A 20,062-nucleotide genomic window follows, 5' to 3' on the forward strand; every position below is an offset into this window, starting at 1 on the left:
ATGATTGCAGTATTAGTTTCCGCAGGTGTCGCACTTATCGTGTCCCTCATCGGGACGCCAATGTTCATAAAGCTGCTTGTGCATAAAAACTATGGGCAGTTTATTCGGCAAGACGGTCCGACAGCACACTTTACAAAACGTGGAACCCCAACAATGGGTGGTGTAGTCATTATTGGCGCGACCATCCTAGGGTGGCTAGCTTCCATTGTGGTGTCCGGACGATTACCAACGGCCTCTGCGATGCTTTTGCTCTTCCTGATGACGGGAATGGGCCTTGTCGGGTTTCTTGACGACTACATCAAAATTTCACGACAGCGCTCATTAGGTCTTTCTCCACGCGGGAAAATCATTGGCCAAGGAATCGTCGGAATCGCTTTCTCTGTTCTTGCCTTGCAATTTGAGAACGGGTTTGGGCTCACTCCTGCATCAACAAAGATTTCTTTTATACGTGACACACAACTTGACCTTGCCTTTGCTGGAGCAACGGTAGGACTCATCTTGTTTGTCATCTGGGCAAACTTTTTGATCACGGCGTGGACTAACGCAGTGAACCTCACAGATGGCTTAGATGGTTTAGCCACAGGTGTGTCACTTGTCGTTTTCGGTGCTTACTTATTTGTTGCGATATGGCAGTACAACCAAAGCTGTGTGTATGGGTTTTCGCAAGAAACAGGATGTTACATGACGCGAGACCCATTAGGGTTGGCGGTCGTCGCGGCGGCTATTGTCGGAGCCTGCTTTGGATTCTTGTGGTGGAATGGCTCGCCTGCACAAATCTTTATGGGAGACACCGGCTCTCTTGCGCTCGGTGGCGCACTCGCAGGAATCTCCATTTTGACGAGAACTGAATTCCTTGCAGTAATCATTGGTGGTCTGTTCGTCATCATCGTGTTGTCTGACATCATTCAGATTGGTTTCTTTAAAGCTACGGGTAAACGTGTCTTTAAAATGGCACCGTTACACCACCACTTTGAACTTTCTGGTTGGGGCGAAGTAACAATCGTGATCCGATTCTGGATTATCGCTGGAATCTTTGTGGTCTTCGGTATGGGTATCTTCTACGCTGAATGGGTTGTCCGACTGTGAACGTACTCGCTGAGGACGCACGCGTTCTTGTCGTTGGTTTAGGTGTTACCGGTAAAGCTGTCGTGGCAGCATTAACTGATCTTGATACTTCAGTGCGACCTACTCGTATTGCTACTTTTGACACGCACAACCCGAACGCAGATTTTCACGATGTGCAGGACATCGAGATCTCTGATTTCAATCTGGTTATTGCATCGCCAGGGTGGGCACCGCATAACCCTATTTTTGTGCACGCAGCGCACGCAGGAATACCCATCTGGAGCGAGATTGAACTTGCCTGGAACCTGCGGGTGCCTCGAGCCGGAACAACTGATCCAGCGCCGTGGGTTGGAGTAACTGGAACAAACGGTAAGACAACTACCGTACAGATGCTTGAATCTATATGTGCTGCTGATGGAAAAAACGTGGCGCTTGTGGGTAACGTCGGACGCCCTGTCATTGAAGTGGCACAGGACCCAAAGATAGATGTGGTTGCGCTTGAACTCTCAAGCTTTCAACTACATTTCACACATTCTATGGAACTAGAAGCTGCTGCACTTATTAACATTGCACCAGATCATGTGGATTGGCACGGATCTTTCGAAAACTATGTGAGCGATAAAGCTCGTATCTATTCACGTGTTAAAACTGCCTGCATCTATAACGCTGATGTTCCCCTGACTCGCTCACTCGTCGAACAGGCGGATGTTGCTGATGGTGCCCGCGCTGTCGGGTTTACCCTTGGGGCTCCACAGCGTGGTGAAATCGGGTTAGTTGAGGATGTTATCGTCGATAGGGCATTTCATTTGCCTCAGGACGATGCACAACGTCACCATAGCGCTGATGAACTTGCCACGTTCGACGATTTGGCTCATCTTGCCGGTTCGGCAGGAACTGTTCCACCGCATGCCGTAGCGAATGCTCTCGCGGCAAGTGCTGTAGCCCGTGCTATTGGGGTTTCTGCGTTATCTGTCAAAGAGGGTTTGCGGTTGTTTGTTCCGGGCCAACACCGTATGGCTCATGTTGCAACAACAGAAAAGCTTTTCGATGGAACACCTGGCAGGGTCGCTTTTATTAACGATTCGAAAGCAACGAATGCGCATGCTGCTGCTGCTTCACTGACATCATTTTCTGCTTCTCGTATCGTGTGGATTGCCGGTGGTCTTGCTAAAGGAACCCGCTTTGATGATCTCGTTGCGGCACATGCATCAACATTGCGTGCAGCAGTGATCATTGGTGTGGATCAAGAACCTTTACGCGATGCTTTTCGACGACACGCCCCAACAGTTCCCATCCAATTGGTTGATTCTCGGGAAACTGAAACTGTTATGGAGCGTGCTGTAGCGGCCGCTTATGAAATTGCTTGTGATGGAGACGTTGTACTGTTAGCTCCAGCTTGCGCTTCAATGGATCAGTTTGATTCCTATGCTGAGCGTGGACTGGAATTTACACGGTGCGCTCAACAGGTCGCAGAGGCAAACCAGAATTAAGGCGGGGAGCGGTGTGAGCAGTAGAGTGCGCCGGATCGATGAGACCGCATCGAGTAAAAAGGTAAACTGGGCCGGAATTTGGAATTCGGCTACGACAAGTTACTACCTTATTGTTGGTGCGACGGCAGCCATGGTTGTGTTAGGCCTGATCATGGTTTTGTCGAGTTCGTCCGTTGAGTCTATTTCGCACAGCGGTAACGCATACAAAATCTTTTCTAAACAGTTCATTTTCGCAGTCATCGGAATTATTGCGTTTTTTGTTGCCTCTCGAATAAAAGTTGAGGTGTACAAAAAATTTGCTTGGACGATTTTGGTTGGCTCCTTTGTGCTACAGAGTCTAGTTTTTGTTCCTGGGCTGGGTGGTGACGCGCTCGGAAATAGAAACTGGATTTATATTCGCGGTATTTCCTTACAGCCCTCTGAATTTATGAAAGTAGCATTAGCTATTTTCTTAGGCACAGTCATTTGCCGAAAACTCGCTACCTCTTCTCGGTGGCTACATATTTGCATCCCCACGATGATTGCTTCAGCAATTGCTATCGCGCTTGTTATGGCAGGGAACGACCTCGGTACCTCACTCGTGCTCTGCCTGATTATCGCTGCTGCATTTATTGTGGCAGGGCTGCCGTTTAAATGGATCGCAAGTTTTGGGGCCCTCGGCGCCGTGTTTATCACTCTTATGGTGATATTTAGCGGTAACCGCATGGTTCGAATCTTAGGCACCTATGACGCTAACTGTGCTGCAGACGAACTGTGCTATCAGGTTGTGCGAGGTATGGAAGGGCTCGGATCGGGTGGTTTCGCAGGTGTAGGACTGGGCTCAGGCGCAGAAAAATGGAAGTACCTACCAGAAGCACAAAACGACTTTATTTTTTCGGTCATTGGTGAAGAAATTGGTTTCCTTGGCACCACACTTGTGATTCTTTTGTTCGTAATCCTTGGATTAGGGTTTTTGCGCGTGATCATGCGTCACCCAGACCCTATGGTCAAGATTACGACGGCAGGTATCGCAGCATGGATCTTAGGGCAAGCCATGATCAACATTGGAGTTGTTACTCGTGTGCTGCCAGTTATCGGAGTCCCATTACCTCTGGTATCTGCGGGTGGTTCTGCTCTGATTGCAACATTGCTAGCGTTGGGTGTCGTCGTAGCTTTTGCGCGAAACGAACCGGGCGCGCAGAAAGCTTTTAAAACACGACCATCCATGGTTCGAAAAACGATAGCGGTCATTTCTAGTTCAAATCGACGCAGCACCCGTGGTGCTTAGGGAGAAAATCGATGTCAAAATCCATACTTCTAGCTGGCGGTGGCACGGCGGGGCATGTAAACCCCCTGCTAGCGGTTGCAGAAGCTGTCCGGGAATACCACGCTGATGCGCGTATCTCCGTGCTTGGTACGCGAGAAGGCCTTGAAGCGACACTTGTTCCTGAACGCGGTTTTGATCTTCGTTACGTTCCACGTGTTCCGATGCCTCGTCGTCCAACCCCGCAATGGTTCACTTTGCCAGGAAAATTGCAAGCAGCAGTAAAAGCAGCAAGCGACGCAATCAAAGAAATCGACGCCGACGTGGTTGTCGGCTTTGGTGGTTACGTGTCCACACCTGCATATTTAGCGGCACGTAAACTTAACGTTCCTATTGTGGTTCAGGAGCAAAATGCGCGGCCGGGCATTGCCAATAAACTTGGCGCGCGCTGGGCCAGCGCAGTGACAACAACATTTGAAAGCACACTTTTAGATCAGGCACACGTCACAGGCTTGCCGTTGCGCCCAGAGATTTCTCGTCTCATAGCGGCCCGTGCAGCTCAACCAAGTGCAATTCGTACCGCAGCCGCTCACGAACTGGGCTTAGACCCCTCACGTCCAGTGCTTGTAGTGACCGGTGGTTCACTTGGCGCATTACGCGTCAACATGACTATGACACAGGTCGCTGCACAGCTCTTGAGCACGGGCATACAAGTATTACACCTCACTGGTAAAGGTAAGAGCGCTCAAGTTATTGAGGACCTAAAATCTGTTCCGGCTGAGGACCGTACTGACTATCACGTCATGGAATACTTAACGCGTATGGATCTTGCTTATGCTGTAGCAGATCTTGTTGTGTGCCGTAGCGGCGCCGGAACCGTATGTGAACTTGCTGCACTAGGTATTCCTGCTGTCTTTGTGCCCCTCCCAATCGGTAACGGGGAACAAAAACTTAACGCTGAACCGATGGTCTCCGTACATAGCGCGCTGATAGTAGACGACGCACAATTTACGGAGCAATGGGCGACAACACATATTGTGCCGCTGGTAACAGACGGTGCCCGCTTGCACGATATGGCACAACGCGCTCAGCAAGTTGGGAAACCTCAGGCAACCCTTGACGTTCTTAAAGTTATTGAATCTGTAGCAAAGTGGGCTTAACTGTGTCTTCTTCTCGATATGCAACTCTTCAACCTGACATGAAGCCTTCGTCGTTTTCCACTATCCATTTTGTTGGCATTGGTGGAGCAGGAATGTCGGTGTTAGCGCACATGTTTTCTGCCTTAGGCGTTACAGTCACTGGCTCTGATGCGCTCGAAACTCAGGTTGTTCGTGCTCTTCGCGAAGAGGGAATTAACGTTCAGATTCCACAAAGCGCCGACAATGTCGGACAAGCGGACGCAGTCATTGTCTCTTCCGCGATTCGCGATGACAACCCTGAACTTGTTGAAGCGCGGGAACGAAACATTCCGCTCTTTCACAGGTCACAGGCTTTAGCCTTGCTGATGCGAGACCGAAAGGCCGTTGCAGTTGCGGGAGCCCATGGAAAAACGACAACATCAGCCATGATCGCTGTGGGATCAATGATGTCGGGACTTGATGCCAGCTTCGCTATTGGTGGTTCCGTACACACGACAGACGGCCCCATGTCAGGCGGCCGAGTTGGTACCGGAGACGTACTTGTCGCTGAGGCTGATGAATCTGACGGTTCTTTTTTAAATTACGAACCGTACATCGCTGTTGTAACAAATGTTGAGCCAGACCACCTTGATCATTACGGAACAAAAGAAGCTTTCGAGCAGGCCTTTGTATCTTTTGCAGGCCACATCCAAGCAAACGGTGTACTGATTGCGTGTGCTGACGACCCCGGCGCTGCACAGCTAGCAGCAGCCCACGTCAACAATGGCAAACGAACGTGGACGTATGGGCAAGACCCCACGAGCTCTCTTCGTCTGGTAGACCTGACACAGGTAGCTGGCACAAGCAAAGTGAGGCTCTCCGTAGCCTGGGAAACACTAGAAACTAGTGCAGCGGATGTCCCTCAAGGGCACGCTGAATTCGATATAGCGGCACCCGGCCTGCACAACGCTTTAAATGCCACCGGCGCATTCGCAGCGTTGTTGTATCTTGGTGTTGATCCCACTCGTGCGGCACACGCTTTAGAACAGTTTTCGGGTACCGGAAGACGCTTTGAAGAACGTGGAATGGTCCGTTCCATTCGTGTTGTTGATGATTACGCTCACCATCCCACTGAAGTCGCTGCGCTTTTGCGTGCTGCTCGCATAAGCGCAGGAAACGGTCGAGTAGGTGTCGTGTTTCAGCCGCACTTGTATTCACGTACACGAATTTTTTCGACAGAGTTTGCTCAAGCTTTCGACCTTGCTGATTTCACTGTGATGTGTGATATTTATGCGGCGCGTGAAGACCACGACCCTCAGGTGACTCCGCATATGATTGCCGAGCACATGAATTCCCCAGTTAAGGTGATTCTCGATAAAACGCAGGCCGCTCATGCTCTTGCTGACTGGGCGCAACCAGGCGACTTGGTCCTGACTGTGGGTGCTGGAGACGTCACAGAACTTGGTGCAGTAATTCTTGATCGGCTAGCAAAGGATTAATCGCGATGAAGCAGCCTGCTCGTCCCCGGCGCCCTAACAAAACGAATAGTGATGTGGCCCCGTCAAAAGAGCAGAGGCCTCCTTCGTCGGCTCAACCGACATCGACACCTCGTAAAAGGATTTCTTCGCAGAGTAGCGACGGCAAGAAGCGACCTGAACAGCGTTCTGCGTCTTCGGCGATTGAACCAACTACTCGTGCTGGCAAAACTGTTGCAGGTCGTCCCTCGACAAACAAATCAAAAATTGCCGTGTTGTCGACGGGGGTTGCTGATCGGTTAGCTGAGCGAGAAGCTATTGAACGCAAAACGCGTCGGGGTAAACGAGTAATTATTGCCTCGGTTGTTCTAGGCCTTGCGACAGTGGTGTGGTTATTTGGTTTTTCGTCGATTTTCTCACTTGATTTGGCTGAGGTGCGGGTTTCGGGAGCTCAGGAGTACGTTCAGGCAGAAGAAGTAGTCCAAGCCTTGGAGCAAGATGCTGGGACGCCTTTGTCACGGCTTGATATGGGGGAGTTGCATGACAAAGTTGCGGCAATCCCTAACGTTAAATCTGCTACGCAAACACGCAGATGGCCTCGCGGCGTCTCTGTAACTGTCGTTGAACGGGCGCCGGTTGCAGCGGTATCACGAGACAAAAAATATGTGTTGCTTGACATTGATGCTGTGGAAGTCGCTGTTGTTAAAAAGGCCCCTGAGGGGTTGCCTATTATGAAGATCCCGTTGACTGCGGATAATCAACGTACGTTGGTTACTGCGCTAGAAGTTTTGGATGCGTTGCCGAGCGATTTGTTGGCTGATATCGCTTCGATTACGGCGTCGTCTCAAGACAACATTGTGTTTACGCTTCGCAATGGGATTGCGGTGCAGTGGGGGAACTCAGCGCAGACGATTTTGAAGATTGAAGTGTTGCGTGCGTTGATGCCTACAGCACTTGAGGAGCAGAAAAGCACGATAGATCTTTCGGCTCCAACTTTTCCTATCATTCGTTAGTCATATTTCGTCTTTTCTTGCCGATTATGTTGTGGCAGGTTGTTCTTAACCACACATATTTCTTGTGAAGTTGCTGGGTTTGCCAATATCGGGCGAAACTTTGGCGTGTCTAAGCGTTTGTATGGTGCTTGAGTCGGCCTGCTCACATAGATTATTTATAGCGACACACGACGAATAACGTTGATAGCAGTCGTGGTTCAACATAACGTTTCGATAGCAGTACTTGACAATTCTTTAACCCTCAACCTGAGGTTTAAGGTTGTTGGTTTGGGATCGTAATCCAAGATCGGAAGGCAAGAGCGTGACAACTCCGCAGAACTACCTCGCAGTGATTAAGGTGGTGGGCATCGGTGGTGGTGGTGTAAACGCCGTCAACCGAATGATTGAGGTTGGACTCAAAGGCGTTGAGTTCATTGCGATCAACACCGACGCTCAAGCCCTTCTTATGTCTGACGCTGACGTCAAACTTGATGTCGGGCGTGAGCTTACTCGTGGATTGGGTGCTGGCGCTGATCCCGAAGTCGGTAAAAAAGCAGCTGAAGACCATGAAGACGAAATTCAAGAAGTCCTTCGTGGCGCTGACATGGTTTTTGTTACCGCTGGTGAAGGCGGTGGTACCGGTACTGGTGGTGCGCCGGTCGTCGCCCGTATTGCTCGATCTTTGGGTGCCTTGACTGTTGGTGTCGTGACACGTCCGTTCTCATTTGAGGGTCGTCGTCGCGCTAACCAAGCAGAGTCGGGTATTGAGGCCCTGCGTAAAGAAGTTGACACACTTATTGTTATTCCGAACGACCGACTGCTTTCCATGGCTGATCGTTCGGTTTCCGCTTTGACCGCGTTCCATTCAGCAGACCAAGTCTTGCTGTCCGGTGTGCAGGGTATTACTGACTTGATCACCACTCCAGGCTTGATCAACCTTGACTTTGCAGATGTGAAATCTGTAATGCAGGGTGCAGGGTCAGCTTTGATGGGTATTGGTTCTGCACGTGGTGATGATCGTGCGGTCCAAGCAGCAGAATTGGCTATATCTTCTCCGCTTCTTGAAGCGTCGATTGATGGTGCTCATGGTGTCTTGATCTCGATTCAAGGTGGCTCGGATCTAGGCTTGCAAGAAATCAACGAAGCTGCTCGCTTGGTGCATGAGGCTGCTCATGCTGAAGCAAACATCATTTTCGGTACCGTTATTGATGATGCTCTTGGCGACGAAGTGCGTGTAACTGTTATTGCTGCCGGCTTTGATGGGGGTAATCCTCAACCGCGTGCTGATATTCGTGGGTTTGGTGCGGGTGCACAATCTCCTGCGGCTGCCCCACGTGAAGTTGGTAATGCGCCTCGAGTCGACGAGCCTGCTCCAATGACAGGTGGCATTCGCGCGTTAAACCGTCCGGTTGTGCCGTTGGAAGAACCACGGGAGTCTTTACCGCCGGTAACCCCATCTCATTATGTAACGCACCTTAACGAGCAGCAGGTGCCGCCGTTTATTGGCGAACAGCATGACGGCGTTCGTTCACCGAATGAAACACCGACCCAGTCGCAGTTTGAGGTTCCTCGCATCTTTGATGAAGAACCTGTGCGACGTCGTCCAGTTGAAGAACTTGACGTTCCAGATTTCTTGAAATGACAGATGGCTTTGAAATCCCGGTGACCGAAGTAGATCTCGGTCCCGGGATTCTTGCATTTTTTACGAGTCGTGTAGGTGGGTATTCTGCGCCACCTTTTAATGGGCTTAATGTGGGCGATAAAGTTCACGACGATGTGGTGTCGGTACAACAAAATCGTGAACTTCTTGCACAGATTGCCGGGGGACCGGTGCGTTTTTCTCGGCAAGTCCATGACTGCGAAGTGTTGGATGACGCCACGTATGCTGAACATGAACGTGAAAATCCGCGAATGTTGGCAACACAAACGGTTGAATTTTCTGCTGATGGGGTAGTTACTGTCGCTCAAGACACCCCAGTAGGTGTGTATGTTGCAGATTGTGTGCCGGTGCTGCTTGCTGACGCAGAAGCGGGAGTAATTGCTGCTGCTCATGCGGGGCGCCCTGGGCTTGAAGCACAGGTTATTTCTGCAACTCTTACACGCATGTGTGCGTCTGGTGCACATATGGGGCGGATTAAAGCGGCGGTGGGTCCTTGTATTTGTGCCCACTGTTATGAAGTTCCTGAAGTTATGGCTCGTAATTTTGCTGCGGTAACAGGTACTGAGATATCACAAACACGGTGGAACACAGTGGGTATCTCATTGCGTGCGGCAGCAGAAAATGAACTTTTTGCCGCGGGGGTTACAAAAGTTGAACACATAGTGAGATGCACATATGAGGATGATGGGTACTTCTCGCACAGGCGCGCAACCCATGAGGTGAACATCACAGAGGGTAAATCGGGGCGCTTTGCTGGTGTTATCACGCGGTCGACTCCGAGTCCTTAGATCCGGCCAAATCGGATTAAAACCTACTGCTAGGTGGTGAATCCTAGGTGTTTATAGGGCGTGTCGCTTTAGCCGCGGCTGATACTGCGCTAGCGTGAATTTATTGTCAAGTGACATCAGTGTAACTAGTCCCTATTGGCGACTAGGGGTGCAGTGATGTAAGGGCCAAAATTGACAGCCATATGGTTCGTTTTTTGCGGTCCACAAATGAGCTGGTCGTGTGGATCAAACGAGAACGAACCTAGACAGATCGGAGAAGGGTGATGGCAGGAGCCCTACGTAGAACGATGAAGTACCTTGGTATCGCTGAGGAAAACGGCGAATACGAAGGTGAAATGTATGATGAGTACTCCGACTACGATGAATCGGTGGACGAAACTATGGCACCGTATGACGCGCAAGTGACTCCGATCTCGAAGGCAATGTCTCATCAAGAAAATGCTTCATTTATGAGTCCAGAACTACGTCGTATTACGACTGTCCACCCACGTTCGTATAATGATGCGCGTGTAATTGGTGAGGCGTTCCGCTCTGGCACTCCTGTCATCATGAACCTGTCAGATATGGATGACGCCGACGCAAAGCGGTTGGTTGATTTCTCGGCAGGTCTGATTTTTGGATTGTGTGGGAACATCGAACGAGTTACCAACAAAGTCTTCTTGCTGTCTCCAGCTAATGTGGAGATCTCGGGAGACTCGTCCGATGCAAGTGGTTCGTCGAGCCACCAAAGTTTCTACAACCAGAGTTGAACGTGAACCTAATTTGGAGCCTCTTAGCTCTTATATTTTCTTTGTACCTCATAGCACTTATAGGGCGTATGGTCATTAGCTGGGTCCAAGCTTTCTCTCGTGACTGGCGCCCTACTGGATTCGTCTTGGTGATCGCGGAAGCGATTTATACCGTGACAGATCCGCCTTTGAAATTTTTGTCGAGGCTTATTCCGCCGCTTAGGATTGGGTCCTTTGCTCTCGACATAGGTTTCATGATTTTGTTCATTGTCGTTGGCATACTTGCCCAGTGGTTCGCCTTCTTGGCGGCTATACAGCCATAGACGATGGGTGGAATTTGAGCCGTACTGTCTTTCGGTGCGGGCAATTTACACCTAAGGAATTACACTTAGGTGTCGATCTGAATCCGGAAGGTTGCTTACGGCGGCCGGACTGACCAGCGAAATATCGAGATGGAGACTACGGTGGAATTACTTACACCAGACGAAGTCCTTAATAAGAAGTTTTCAGTAACCAAGTTCCGTGAAGGTTACGACATGGTCGAGGTCGACGACTTCCTTGACCTCGTTCTTGGAACACTTCGTGCGGTCTACGTGGAGAACGACGAGCTTAAAGCAAAGCTTGAAATGGCAGAAGCTCGCGTTGGCGAGTTGAGCCGTGCAACTGCAGACTCACCTGCGGAAACGCAAGTAAAAGAAGAAGTTGCGCCTGAGCCTGTTGCGGCGCCTGAGCCTGATATTGCAGCACGAATTACTGAAGCTTCAGGACTTACACCACGTGAACCTGAGATGGCTACTGGAATTATCCAGATGGCTCAAAAACTTCACGATGATCACGTGCGTGCTGGGCAAGAAGAGGGCGAGCGCCTCGTTTCTGAAGCTCGTGTTGAGGGCGATCGGATCGTTCGCGAAGCACAAGAGATTTCTCAACGTACGCTTAACCAGCTTGAGCAAGAGCGTGGAGTCTTGGAAACCAAGATCGACGAGTTGCGTACATTTGAGCGCGACTACCGTTTGCGCCTCAAGTCGTATCTGCAAAACTTGCTGGGCGATCTGGACCAGCGTGCGTCTGGACTTGGATCTAACGACTCATCAGGTATCTGATGTAGTCCCATACAGACCACTTGCGCTGACCGGCGCACACAATTCACCCGCTTTCGGAAGCGTGGGATGTTTGTGTGTGCCGGTCAGTGTGTTTATATTCGGCTATCCACCCCGTGAGAGAGGTATGACATGGCATCTAGCAGCGCAACCCCGCGTTCGATAGCGCTTGAACACTTTCCAACACTCGCGAATAGTGTTTCGCAGCTTCCAGTGCGCCAAGGCGAAGATCCATGGACTACAGAAGAGGTCCTTGAGATTGCTGAAGCTCTGATCGAAGATGATCTACGGTTACGACAAGAGCTTGAAGCAGCAGACGCTGATCTTACTGAATTCTTGCGTAACTCTGGCGAAGGCTCGGGCGACGACCAAGCCGACTATGGTTCTTCAGCTCTGGAACGTGAGCAAGAGCTGACTCTTGTGAACAACACCCGTGATGTGCTGGAGCAAAACAGAAGAGCATTGACGCGCATTGAAGCAGGTACGTTTGGCACATGTGAATCGTGTGGTAACGCGATTGGTAAAGCACGTCAGCAGGCATTCCCGCGTGCCACACTGTGTGTTTCATGCAAGCAGCGTGAAGAACGCCGTTAAGCAGCTCACTGCATGATGTTTGTACACTTGAGGGTCTCCTGTGTGCTGTTCAGTTTCCGTTGAACGGTTGACTCATGGGAGACTCTTTAGTGGTTAGGCGCAGATTCGAGCGCTAGCACGTTTCGACATCATATTATTTTGTTCAGCCAAGGAGTTGATTCACATAATGACAGGTACCCCGCGTGAGGCATTGGGTTTGAAGACCGCGCTAATGTATCTGGTACCGGTTTCGCTTGTGATAATCGCTTTTGATCAGCTGACGAAAATATGGGCACAAAACACGTTGTCTGAGGGTGGGCCAGCCCAACCTTTTATCGGTGATTTCATATCTTTCCGATTGATTTATAACCCTGGTGCGGCACTTTCCATGGCCAGTGGAATGACGTGGATTTTAACAATCGTGAGTACCGCAGTAGTTGTATACATTTTTTATATTGCTCGTAAAGTGTCTTCGAAATTATGGGTAGTGACTTTAGCTCTTCTTTTGGGCGGTGCGATAGGAAACCTGATCGATCGACTCTTTCGGGCTCCTGGCTTTCCGAACGGGCATGTCGTGGACTTCATCGATTACGGCCCCTTTGTGGGAAATGTTGCCGATATAGCGATTGTTACAGCGGCAATTCTTATTGCTTTACTTGCGCTTATTGGAATACCCCCATTCGAGCAGCAGCACGATGAGGACGATGCTCCTCAGGTGGCGGACCAGTGAATCAGGTACGCACTTTCCCGGTGCCCGATGCGGTTGTCGGTGAGCGCGTTGATGCTGCATTAGCTCGTGTGCTTGGCCTGTCACGAACCTCGGTCGCTGAAATCGCAGATTCCGGTGGCATCTATATGAACGGTCGGCCTATGTCTAAGGGCGACCGGCTTGTCGCTGATGCAATGGTCGAAGTGACATTGCCCGACCCAAATCGGCCTTCACCACTAGACGTAAAACCTGAACCAGTTGCAGGTATGCGCATTGTGTATGACGACGACGATGTTGTTGTCGTTGACAAGCCTGTAGGTGTAGCGGCCCACCCTGCTGTCGGTTGGACTGGTCCAACAGTCGTGGGTGCTCTTGCTGCCGCAGGCTATCGTATATCCACCTCGGGGGCTGCTGAACGGCAAGGGATTGTGCATCGGCTTGATGCCGGCACGTCTGGCTTGATGGTGGTGGCTAAATCTGAGTATGCCTATTCGGTGATGAAGCGCGCTTTTCGCAATCGGACCGTTGAAAAGGTGTACCACGCTTTAGTGCAGGGGCATCCAGAACCGACCAAAGGTACTATTGATGCGCCTATCGGCCGACACCCAAAATCAGAGTTTAAATTCGCGGTTATGCCTGATGGTAAACGTTCCATTACGCACTTTGAAGTGTTAGAAATGTTGCCGGCAGCGTCTTTGGTTGAAGTCCATTTAGAAACTGGGCGCACGCATCAAATCAGAGTGCATTTTTCGGCGATGAGGCACCCATGTGTGGGCGACTTAATGTATGGAGCAGATCCGAAACTGACAAAAAAGGTCAACCTCACTCGACAATGGTTACACGCCATGCGTTTAGGGTTCACGCACCCTTCTTCTGGGCAATGGATTGAAGTGGAAAGTGAATATCCTGAGGACCTGGCCCACGCTTTAGATGTGCTGCGCAATCCGTACGCCTAAAACAGGAAAAACAGAGCAAGAAAAGTAATGAGTGTGCATAACGGATCAGAGTCCAGCATTGTTGTCCGTCGAGTAGTAACAGACGAATTGCTCCAAGAAGCTTTTGCAGTTCGTGTAGAAGTATTTGTTCACGAGCAAGCCGTTCCGCTTGAAGAAGAAGTAGATGACTACGATGCACATTCAAGCACCGTTCATGTTGTTGCTATTGAACATTCTGAGCACGGAGAAACAATTCTTGGTACGGCGCGGTTACTTCCTCCCGTATCTCAAGGTTCAACGTTTCATATTGGACGTGTTGCAGTGCGTGCCGCAGCGCGGGGGAAAAACGTTGGGTCCTTACTCGTAACCGCTTTAGAAGACGAAGCACGGTCCTTACAACCGCATGGGGCGGTCGTTGAGTTGTCTGCGCAAGAGCAAGCTCTCGATTTCTATCGAAAACTGGGGTATGTCGAGGTTGACGGTCGGCGTTATCTTGACGCTGATATCTGGCATCGTGACATGCGTAAATTAATCTCATAGTTGCGTTGTTACAGAAACTAACTGAAACGTTCTAGACTCGTTCCATGGCTGTTTCTCAATCTGATTTTGTCCACTTACACGTTCACACCGAGTACTCCATGTTGGATGGTGCGGCACGACTAGGGGACCTCTTCGAAGAGACAGCTAGGTTGGGTCAAAAAGCGATAGCAACTACAGACCACGGATACATTTTTGGTGCTTTTGAATTTTGGTCTAAAGCTAAAGCGGCCGGCATTAAACCGATTATTGGTGTGGAAGCATACGTCACGCCTGGAACGAGCCGGTTCGACAACACTCGTACGTTGTGGGGAGATCCCAGCCAACGCTCGGATGATGTTTCAGCACGTGGAGCATACACACACTTAACGTTGTGGGCTAAAGACAACGTGGGGTTGCATAACCTCTTTCGGATGTCCTCGCTCGCGTCGTTAGATGGTCAAATGGGTAAATGGCCGCGCATGGACCGTGAACTCTTACAGACCTACTCCAAGGGCATGATCGCATCAACAGGCTGTCCCTCGGGAGAAATTCAAACGCGTTTGCGTCTTGGGCAGTTTGATGAGGCTTTGAAGGCTGCTGGTGAATTCCAAGACATTTTTGGTCGTGACTCTTTTTATGTCGAGTTGATGGACCACGGGTTGTCGATTGAAAACCGGGTTCGCTCGGAACTCCTTGAGATAGCCAAAAAGATTAACGGCCCGCTTATCGCAACAAATGACTCGCACTACGTTCGTAAAGACGACGCAAGTTCGCAAGAGGCATTGTTGTGCATTAACTCTGGCTCGACGTTGCTTGACCCTGATCGCTTTAAGTTTGATGGCGATGGGTATTACATTAAATCTGCTGCAGAGATGCGTGACGTGTGGCGTGATTTCCCAGAAGCATGCGACAACACTCTTCTTGTTGCTGAACAATGCGATATCTCTTTTGATACGAACGCAAACTACATGCCTAACTTCCCTTGCCCGCCAGGAGAAGACGAGACTTCGTGGTTCGTAAAAGAAGTGGAACGTGGTTTGCATGAGCGCTTCCCACAGGGAATTCCTGATGATGTGCGTAAGCAGGCAGAATATGAAGTGTCGGTTATTACCCAGATGGGATTCCCTGGGTACTTCCTTGTAGTCGCAGACTTCATTAACTGGTCTAAAGAACATGGGATTCGAGTGGGGCCAGGCCGTGGTTCTGGTGCTGGGTCGATGGTTGCGTATGCTATGAAAATTACGGAATTAGACCCGTTGCAGCACGGGCTTATCTTTGAGCGGTTCTTGAACCCTGAACGTGTGTCGATGCCCGACTTCGACGTTGACTTCGACGAGCGTAGGCGCGGGGAAGTCATCAGGTACGTCACAGAGAAGTATGGTGAAGATCGCGTCGCTCAAATCGTTACCTATGGAACGATTAAGGCGAAGCAGGCGCTTAAAGATTCGGCTCGCTTGCTGGGTATGCCGTATGCGATGGGGGAGAGCTCACAAAAGCTATGCCGCCAGCAGTTATGGGCAAGGATATTCCGCTGGGCGGAATTTTTGACCCTAAGCATCCGCGCTACCCAGAAGCTGGAGAATTCCGTCAAGTTCACGAAACAGATCCTGATGCACAACGCGTTGTCGAGCTTGCTCAGGGTATTGAAGGGCTAAAACGGCAGTGGGGTGTTCACGCTGCCGGCGTGATTATGTCGAGTGAGCCGCTCATCGACATCATCCCGATTATGCGTCGTCCACAAGATGGTGCAGTTATTACCCAGTTTGATTATCCGACCTGTGAAGGCCTTGGCCTGATCAAAATGGACTTCCTTGGGTTGCGTAACCTGACAATCCTTTCCGATGCACTCGAAAATATTGTTGCAAACGGTAAAGAATCCGTTGTTCTTGAAGAACTTGAATTTAACGACCCTGAGACATACAAACTGTTGGGCCGCGGAGACACCCTAGGTGTGTTCCAGCTTGACGGCGGACCTATGCGTTCACTGCTGAGACAGATGCGCCCCGACAACTTCGAAGACATTTCTGCTGTTATTGCGCTGTATCGTCCCGGCCCCATGGGTATGAACTCGCACACTAACTATGCGCTTCGTAAAAACGGGTTACAGACCGTTGAACCGATCCACCCTGAACTTGAAGAACCGTTAGCAGAAGTCCTCGACACAACATACGGTTTGATCGTTTACCAAGAGCAGGTGCAAAAAGCTGCCCAAATTTTGGCAGGCTACTCTCTCGGTCAAGCAGACCTATTGCGTCGTGCAATGGGTAAGAAAAAGAAAGAAATCCTTGATAAAGAGTTTGTGCCCTTCCAAGCCGGAATGCGCGAACGCGGATACTCCGATAAAGCAATCCAAGCGGTGTGGGACGTACTCGTGCCATTCGCAGGGTACGCCTTCAACAAAGCACACTCGGCAGCGTACGGGCTCGTCTCATATTGGACGGCATACCTCAAAGCCCACTACCCGGCCGAATATATGGCAGCGCTCCTCACCTCAGTTAAAGACGATAAAGACAAGCTTGCTTTATATCTGAACGAGTGCCGTCGTATGGGCATCACAGTGTTACCGCCAGACGTGAACTCGTCAGCATCGAACTTCACCGCTGTTGATAAAGACATTCGTTTTGGTTTGACAGCTGTGCGTAACGTCGGATCGAACGTTGTAGAAGCAATCATTAAAACCCGCGAAGAAAAAACAAACTTTGTGTCGTTTACTGATTTCCTCGACAAAGTCCCAGCAGTGGTCTGCAACAAGCGAACAATTGAATCACTCATTAAAGCAGGAGCTTTCGATTCACTAGGGCACCCACGTCGTGGCCTGCACCTCATCCACGAACAAGCCGTCGATTCAGTGATCGGGGTGAAGAGAAAAGAAGCAGAAGGTCAGTTCGACTTATTTGCTGACTTTGGGGGAGCCGACGATGACGCAATGTCATTCCACATCGATATCCCCACCCTCCCGGACTGGGATAAGAAAAACAGGCTAACTTTTGAGCGAGAAATGCTTGGACTATATGTGTCCGACCACCCGCTCTCCGGCTTAGAGCACGTACTCACTCAGTCGTCTGACCTATCCATTGCGACACTGGTCGCAGACGAAGCACGACCAGACGGCTCAACAGTGACCATTGCAGGACTGATCACGGGACTGCAACGAAAAATGTCGAAGCAAGGAAACCCGTGGGCTGCTGTCACAATTGAGGACCTTGACGGCTCTGTCGAAGTGATGTTCTTTGGTGAAACATACCTTGCATACTCTGCGATGTTGGCCGAAGACCAAGTGGTTGTGTGTAAAGGACGTATTCGTCGTCGTGACGACACTATGCAACTACAAGCTATGGACGTGACTATCCCGGACCTGAGCGGGACAGAAGAATCACCTATGCTGATAACCGTTGCAGCCGCACGGTGTATTGAACCTTTAGTAGAGCAGCTTCGTGACACCTTAAAAACGCACCCTGGGAAATCAGAAGTACGTTTGAAAGTAACCAGCCCAGGACGAGCCACCGTATTACGCCTCGACGACAAATACCGGGTAGAGAAAAACCCTGCACTTTATGGCGAACTAAAAGCGGTACTAGGCTCGCAATGCCTCAACACGTAGGAATACATGATTCACCTAACACCTGAACAACGAGTGTTCGTCACAGAACGTCACCTAGCAACGTTGACGACTCTACGAGCAGACGGAACACCTCATGTCGTTCCCGTCGCGTTTACATGGGATCCAGAGCGTGGAATCGCTCGTGTCACCACAAAAAAGAGCTCTGTAAAAGCACGAAACGCTCGCGGGTACTCTGAGGTACCGCCACGAGCTGTGCTGTGCCAGGTAGATGGTGGACGATGGATAACCATTGAAGGGACCGCACGTGTAAGTGAGGACCCGAACGAAATTGCTCATGCGTTAAAACGTTATGCACAACGTTATCGAACGCTTGAAGAAGATCCCGTTCGAGTCCTCATAGAAATCACAGCAGACAAGGTTATGAGTTCAACGTATATGGCACGTTGAGAGACAACTCACCATCAGATCAGTGCCGTGCATCAGGGCAATTCTGGCAAAAGCCCTGTTGCGTTCGACACTCAGGCAACAGTAGCGCTGATCTCCCCTTGAGGGGTTGATAGTGTGACAACGTCACCTTTTACAAGTTGGCGTCCGCGTCTCAGATCGACTTCACCATTGACGCGGACCTCACCAGCGGAGATCACTTCACGGGCGTCGGCTCCGTTATCGACAAAGTCAGCGAGTTTAAGGAATTGGCCGAGGCGAATCATGTCGTCTCTAATAAAAACTTCGTTCACACAATAATTTTCGCACGCGTTCCCCCGTGCCGTGCTGCGGACCTACCAAGGGCCGGTTGAATTATGTCCACGTCGACAACACGTCTGATAGACCTCGTCGGAAAAGATTATTATCTTTTAGCGCTCGTGGGGCGCATGCCATTTGCAATGACTGTCGTGGGAGTGTTCACTCTCGTTGTTTTAGTGACAGATTCGTTTTCAGACGCAGGTTTAACTTCTGCAAGCGTCGGAATCGGTACTGCCATAGCAGGACCATTTTTAGGTGTTGCTGCCGATAAATACGGGCAAAAAATTGTTTTGCTTGCATGTACAGCAGTTCACACACTCGCGTTGGTGGGGCTCACAGTCCTCACATACACGTATGCGCACCTACCCGTACTTATGGCTTCGGCCTTCATTATTGGTGCTAGCGCACCACAACTTGCGGCAATGTCGCGAGCACGGTTGCTTAACGCCATTAACTCTGCGCTTCCACTTGAACGGCGCTCTCAAACACTCAACCGCACTATGAGCGTCGAGTCTGTAGCCGACGAACTCGTATTCGTTTTCGGTCCCGTGGCTGTTGGTGTTCTTGCCGCACAGATTGGGCCATGGTCGCCGCTTATTGCTGCCGCGGCTTTGACCGCTGTGTTTGTGAGCGGGTTTGCATTACACAAAACTGCACGTTTTGCTGTTAAGCCAGCAGGGGAGGAGCATGCGCAGAAACCAGCACTGGCAGAAGTTTTCTCTGGAAAAATTATGGTTCTTGCCGCAGCTATGTTCACCGTAGGAATGTTTTTCGGTGGAATGTTCACCTCGCTCACATCATTTATGGATGAGTTAGGTCTTGCCGAATCTTCAGGAATTATTTATGCCGCGATGGGTGCCGGTTCAGCAGTATTTGCGTTAGCAGTTGTGCTCTTCCCTGCACGTTTTACACAATCTGCACGCTGGCTTGTCTTTGCTGGAATCTCGGTGCTTTCTGCAGTGTTCTTGCCATATGTAACCACGCTTCCCGCGATTACCGTTGTACTTGTTGGGTTAGGCGTAGGACTTGGGCCGTGCCTTGTCACAATATTTTCTTTGGGTTCTGCTCGGGCACCACACGGGCGCTCCGCAACCGTCATGACAATACTGTCGAGCGCAATCGTCATCGGCCAGTCAACGTTCACCGCTATTACCGGTGTCATAGTTGATGCGCAGGGCACATCCGCTGCGCTTCTTGTCCCTCTTGCCGCAACTATCATGCTGCTGCTTGTTGGGTTCATTAACCATTACGTTTTCCGTCGTCATACAGGAAACTAAACTCTTGGATGTGTGTACGGGTGGAAACCCGCCCGTACACGCATCCCAGTTGGCAGAACTACCACATCGTATGTGTTGATACCT

At 50.4% G+C, this 20,062-nt stretch carries 18 protein-coding genes and 1 pseudogene; 18 read left to right on the plus strand and 1 reads right to left on the minus strand.

Annotated elements, in window-relative coordinates; genetic code table 11:
* From mraY to ACR9EC_RS02230, 17 genes and pseudogenes are all read left to right on the plus strand, one after another.
* Positions 1 to 1,086 (plus strand): phospho-N-acetylmuramoyl-pentapeptide-transferase, encoded by a 1,086-nt coding sequence (mraY, locus tag ACR9EC_RS02150; protein WP_435299879.1) that lies wholly within the window; start codon positions 1 to 3, stop codon positions 1,084 to 1,086.
* The gene (gene murD / locus ACR9EC_RS02155; protein WP_435299880.1) at positions 1,083 to 2,555 is read left to right on the plus strand and encodes a UDP-N-acetylmuramoyl-L-alanine--D-glutamate ligase; all 1,473 of its coding nucleotides are present in this window, start codon (positions 1,083 to 1,085) and stop codon (positions 2,553 to 2,555) included. The genes mraY and murD overlap by 4 nt, the downstream gene beginning before the upstream one ends.
* Positions 2,556 to 2,568: 13 nt before the next feature.
* Positions 2,569 to 3,822 (plus strand): putative lipid II flippase FtsW, encoded by a 1,254-nt coding sequence (ftsW, locus tag ACR9EC_RS02160; protein WP_435299881.1) that lies wholly within the window; start codon positions 2,569 to 2,571, stop codon positions 3,820 to 3,822.
* 11 nt (positions 3,823 to 3,833) lie between these two features.
* Positions 3,834 to 4,958, plus strand: coding sequence for an undecaprenyldiphospho-muramoylpentapeptide beta-N-acetylglucosaminyltransferase (murG, locus tag ACR9EC_RS02165; RefSeq protein ID WP_435299882.1), 1,125 nt, complete (start codon positions 3,834 to 3,836; stop codon positions 4,956 to 4,958).
* 2 nt (positions 4,959 to 4,960) lie between these two features.
* Complete coding sequence (murC, locus tag ACR9EC_RS02170) at positions 4,961 to 6,415, plus strand: UDP-N-acetylmuramate--L-alanine ligase (protein ID WP_435299883.1); 1,455 nt, start codon at positions 4,961 to 4,963, stop codon at positions 6,413 to 6,415.
* A gap of 53 nt (positions 6,416 to 6,468) precedes the next feature.
* On the plus strand, positions 6,469 to 7,404 hold the full coding sequence (locus ACR9EC_RS02175; protein ID WP_435299884.1) for a cell division protein FtsQ/DivIB: 936 nt from the start codon (positions 6,469 to 6,471) through the stop codon (positions 7,402 to 7,404).
* 301 nt (positions 7,405 to 7,705) lie between these two features.
* A complete protein-coding gene (ftsZ, locus tag ACR9EC_RS02180; RefSeq protein WP_435299885.1) occupies positions 7,706 to 9,025 on the plus strand; it encodes a cell division protein FtsZ in 1,320 nt (439 codons plus the stop codon).
* Positions 9,022 to 9,831, plus strand: coding sequence for a polyphenol oxidase family protein (locus tag ACR9EC_RS02185; protein WP_435299886.1), 810 nt, complete (start codon positions 9,022 to 9,024; stop codon positions 9,829 to 9,831). The genes ftsZ and ACR9EC_RS02185 overlap by 4 nt, the downstream gene beginning before the upstream one ends.
* A gap of 263 nt (positions 9,832 to 10,094) precedes the next feature.
* Complete coding sequence (locus ACR9EC_RS02190; RefSeq protein WP_435299887.1) at positions 10,095 to 10,580, plus strand: cell division protein SepF; 486 nt, start codon at positions 10,095 to 10,097, stop codon at positions 10,578 to 10,580.
* 2 nt (positions 10,581 to 10,582) lie between these two features.
* Entirely contained in the window at positions 10,583 to 10,882 is a 300-nt protein-coding gene (locus ACR9EC_RS02195; protein ID WP_435299888.1) for a YggT family protein, read from the plus strand.
* 141 nt (positions 10,883 to 11,023) lie between these two features.
* A complete protein-coding gene (locus ACR9EC_RS02200; RefSeq protein ID WP_435299889.1) occupies positions 11,024 to 11,662 on the plus strand; it encodes a DivIVA domain-containing protein in 639 nt (212 codons plus the stop codon).
* Positions 11,663 to 11,791: 129 nt separating this feature from the next.
* Positions 11,792 to 12,253 carry a TraR/DksA family transcriptional regulator gene (locus tag ACR9EC_RS02205; protein ID WP_435299890.1) on the plus strand — a complete coding sequence of 154 codons (462 nt, stop codon included), beginning with the start codon at positions 11,792 to 11,794 and terminating at the stop codon, positions 12,251 to 12,253.
* 166 nt (positions 12,254 to 12,419) lie between these two features.
* Positions 12,420 to 12,962: a signal peptidase II gene (gene lspA, locus ACR9EC_RS02210; RefSeq protein ID WP_435299891.1), complete on the plus strand. Its 543-nt coding sequence runs from the start codon at positions 12,420 to 12,422 to the stop codon at positions 12,960 to 12,962.
* Positions 12,959 to 13,897: an RluA family pseudouridine synthase gene (locus ACR9EC_RS02215; RefSeq protein WP_435299892.1), complete on the plus strand. Its 939-nt coding sequence runs from the start codon at positions 12,959 to 12,961 to the stop codon at positions 13,895 to 13,897. Before lspA ends, ACR9EC_RS02215 begins: the two co-directional genes overlap by 4 nt.
* A gap of 27 nt (positions 13,898 to 13,924) precedes the next feature.
* Positions 13,925 to 14,416: a GNAT family N-acetyltransferase gene (locus ACR9EC_RS02220; protein WP_435299893.1), complete on the plus strand. Its 492-nt coding sequence runs from the start codon at positions 13,925 to 13,927 to the stop codon at positions 14,414 to 14,416.
* A gap of 44 nt (positions 14,417 to 14,460) precedes the next feature.
* A pseudogene (gene dnaE, locus ACR9EC_RS02225) lies at positions 14,461 to 17,996 on the plus strand (DNA polymerase III subunit alpha).
* Positions 17,997 to 18,002: 6 nt separating this feature from the next.
* The gene (locus ACR9EC_RS02230; RefSeq protein WP_435299894.1) at positions 18,003 to 18,404 is read left to right on the plus strand and encodes a pyridoxamine 5'-phosphate oxidase family protein; all 402 of its coding nucleotides are present in this window, start codon (positions 18,003 to 18,005) and stop codon (positions 18,402 to 18,404) included.
* Between the two features lie 71 nt (positions 18,405 to 18,475).
* Here the strand turns inward: ACR9EC_RS02230 and ACR9EC_RS02235 are convergent, their stop codons facing one another.
* Complete coding sequence (locus tag ACR9EC_RS02235; RefSeq protein ID WP_435299895.1) at positions 18,476 to 18,694, minus strand: RNA-binding S4 domain-containing protein; 219 nt, start codon at positions 18,692 to 18,694, stop codon at positions 18,476 to 18,478.
* 63 nt (positions 18,695 to 18,757) lie between these two features.
* Here ACR9EC_RS02235 and ACR9EC_RS02240 point away from each other — a divergent pair, with 63 nt between their 5' ends.
* The gene (locus ACR9EC_RS02240) at positions 18,758 to 19,978 is read left to right on the plus strand and encodes an MFS transporter (protein WP_435299896.1); all 1,221 of its coding nucleotides are present in this window, start codon (positions 18,758 to 18,760) and stop codon (positions 19,976 to 19,978) included.
* Positions 19,979 to 20,062 lie beyond the last annotated feature (84 nt).

Source organism: Timonella sp. A28 (assembly GCF_051200815.1).
GTDB lineage: Bacteria > Actinomycetota > Actinomycetes > Actinomycetales > Cellulomonadaceae > Timonella.

Coding starts and splice junctions, on each gene's coding strand:
- mraY (WP_435299879.1), top strand. CDS start 1: ATGATTGCAGTATTAGTTTCCGCAGGTGTCGCACTTATCGTGTCCCTC.
- murG (WP_435299882.1), top strand. CDS start 3,834: ATGTCAAAATCCATACTTCTAGCTGGCGGTGGCACGGCGGGGCATGTA.
- ACR9EC_RS02185 (WP_435299886.1), top strand. CDS start 9,022: ATGACAGATGGCTTTGAAATCCCGGTGACCGAAGTAGATCTCGGTCCC.
- ACR9EC_RS02190 (WP_435299887.1), top strand. CDS start 10,095: ATGGCAGGAGCCCTACGTAGAACGATGAAGTACCTTGGTATCGCTGAG.
- ACR9EC_RS02205 (WP_435299890.1), top strand. CDS start 11,792: ATGGCATCTAGCAGCGCAACCCCGCGTTCGATAGCGCTTGAACACTTT.
- lspA (WP_435299891.1), top strand. CDS start 12,420: ATGACAGGTACCCCGCGTGAGGCATTGGGTTTGAAGACCGCGCTAATG.
- ACR9EC_RS02220 (WP_435299893.1), top strand. CDS start 13,925: ATGAGTGTGCATAACGGATCAGAGTCCAGCATTGTTGTCCGTCGAGTA.
- ACR9EC_RS02230 (WP_435299894.1), top strand. CDS start 18,003: ATGATTCACCTAACACCTGAACAACGAGTGTTCGTCACAGAACGTCAC.
- ACR9EC_RS02240 (WP_435299896.1), top strand. CDS start 18,758: ATGTCCACGTCGACAACACGTCTGATAGACCTCGTCGGAAAAGATTAT.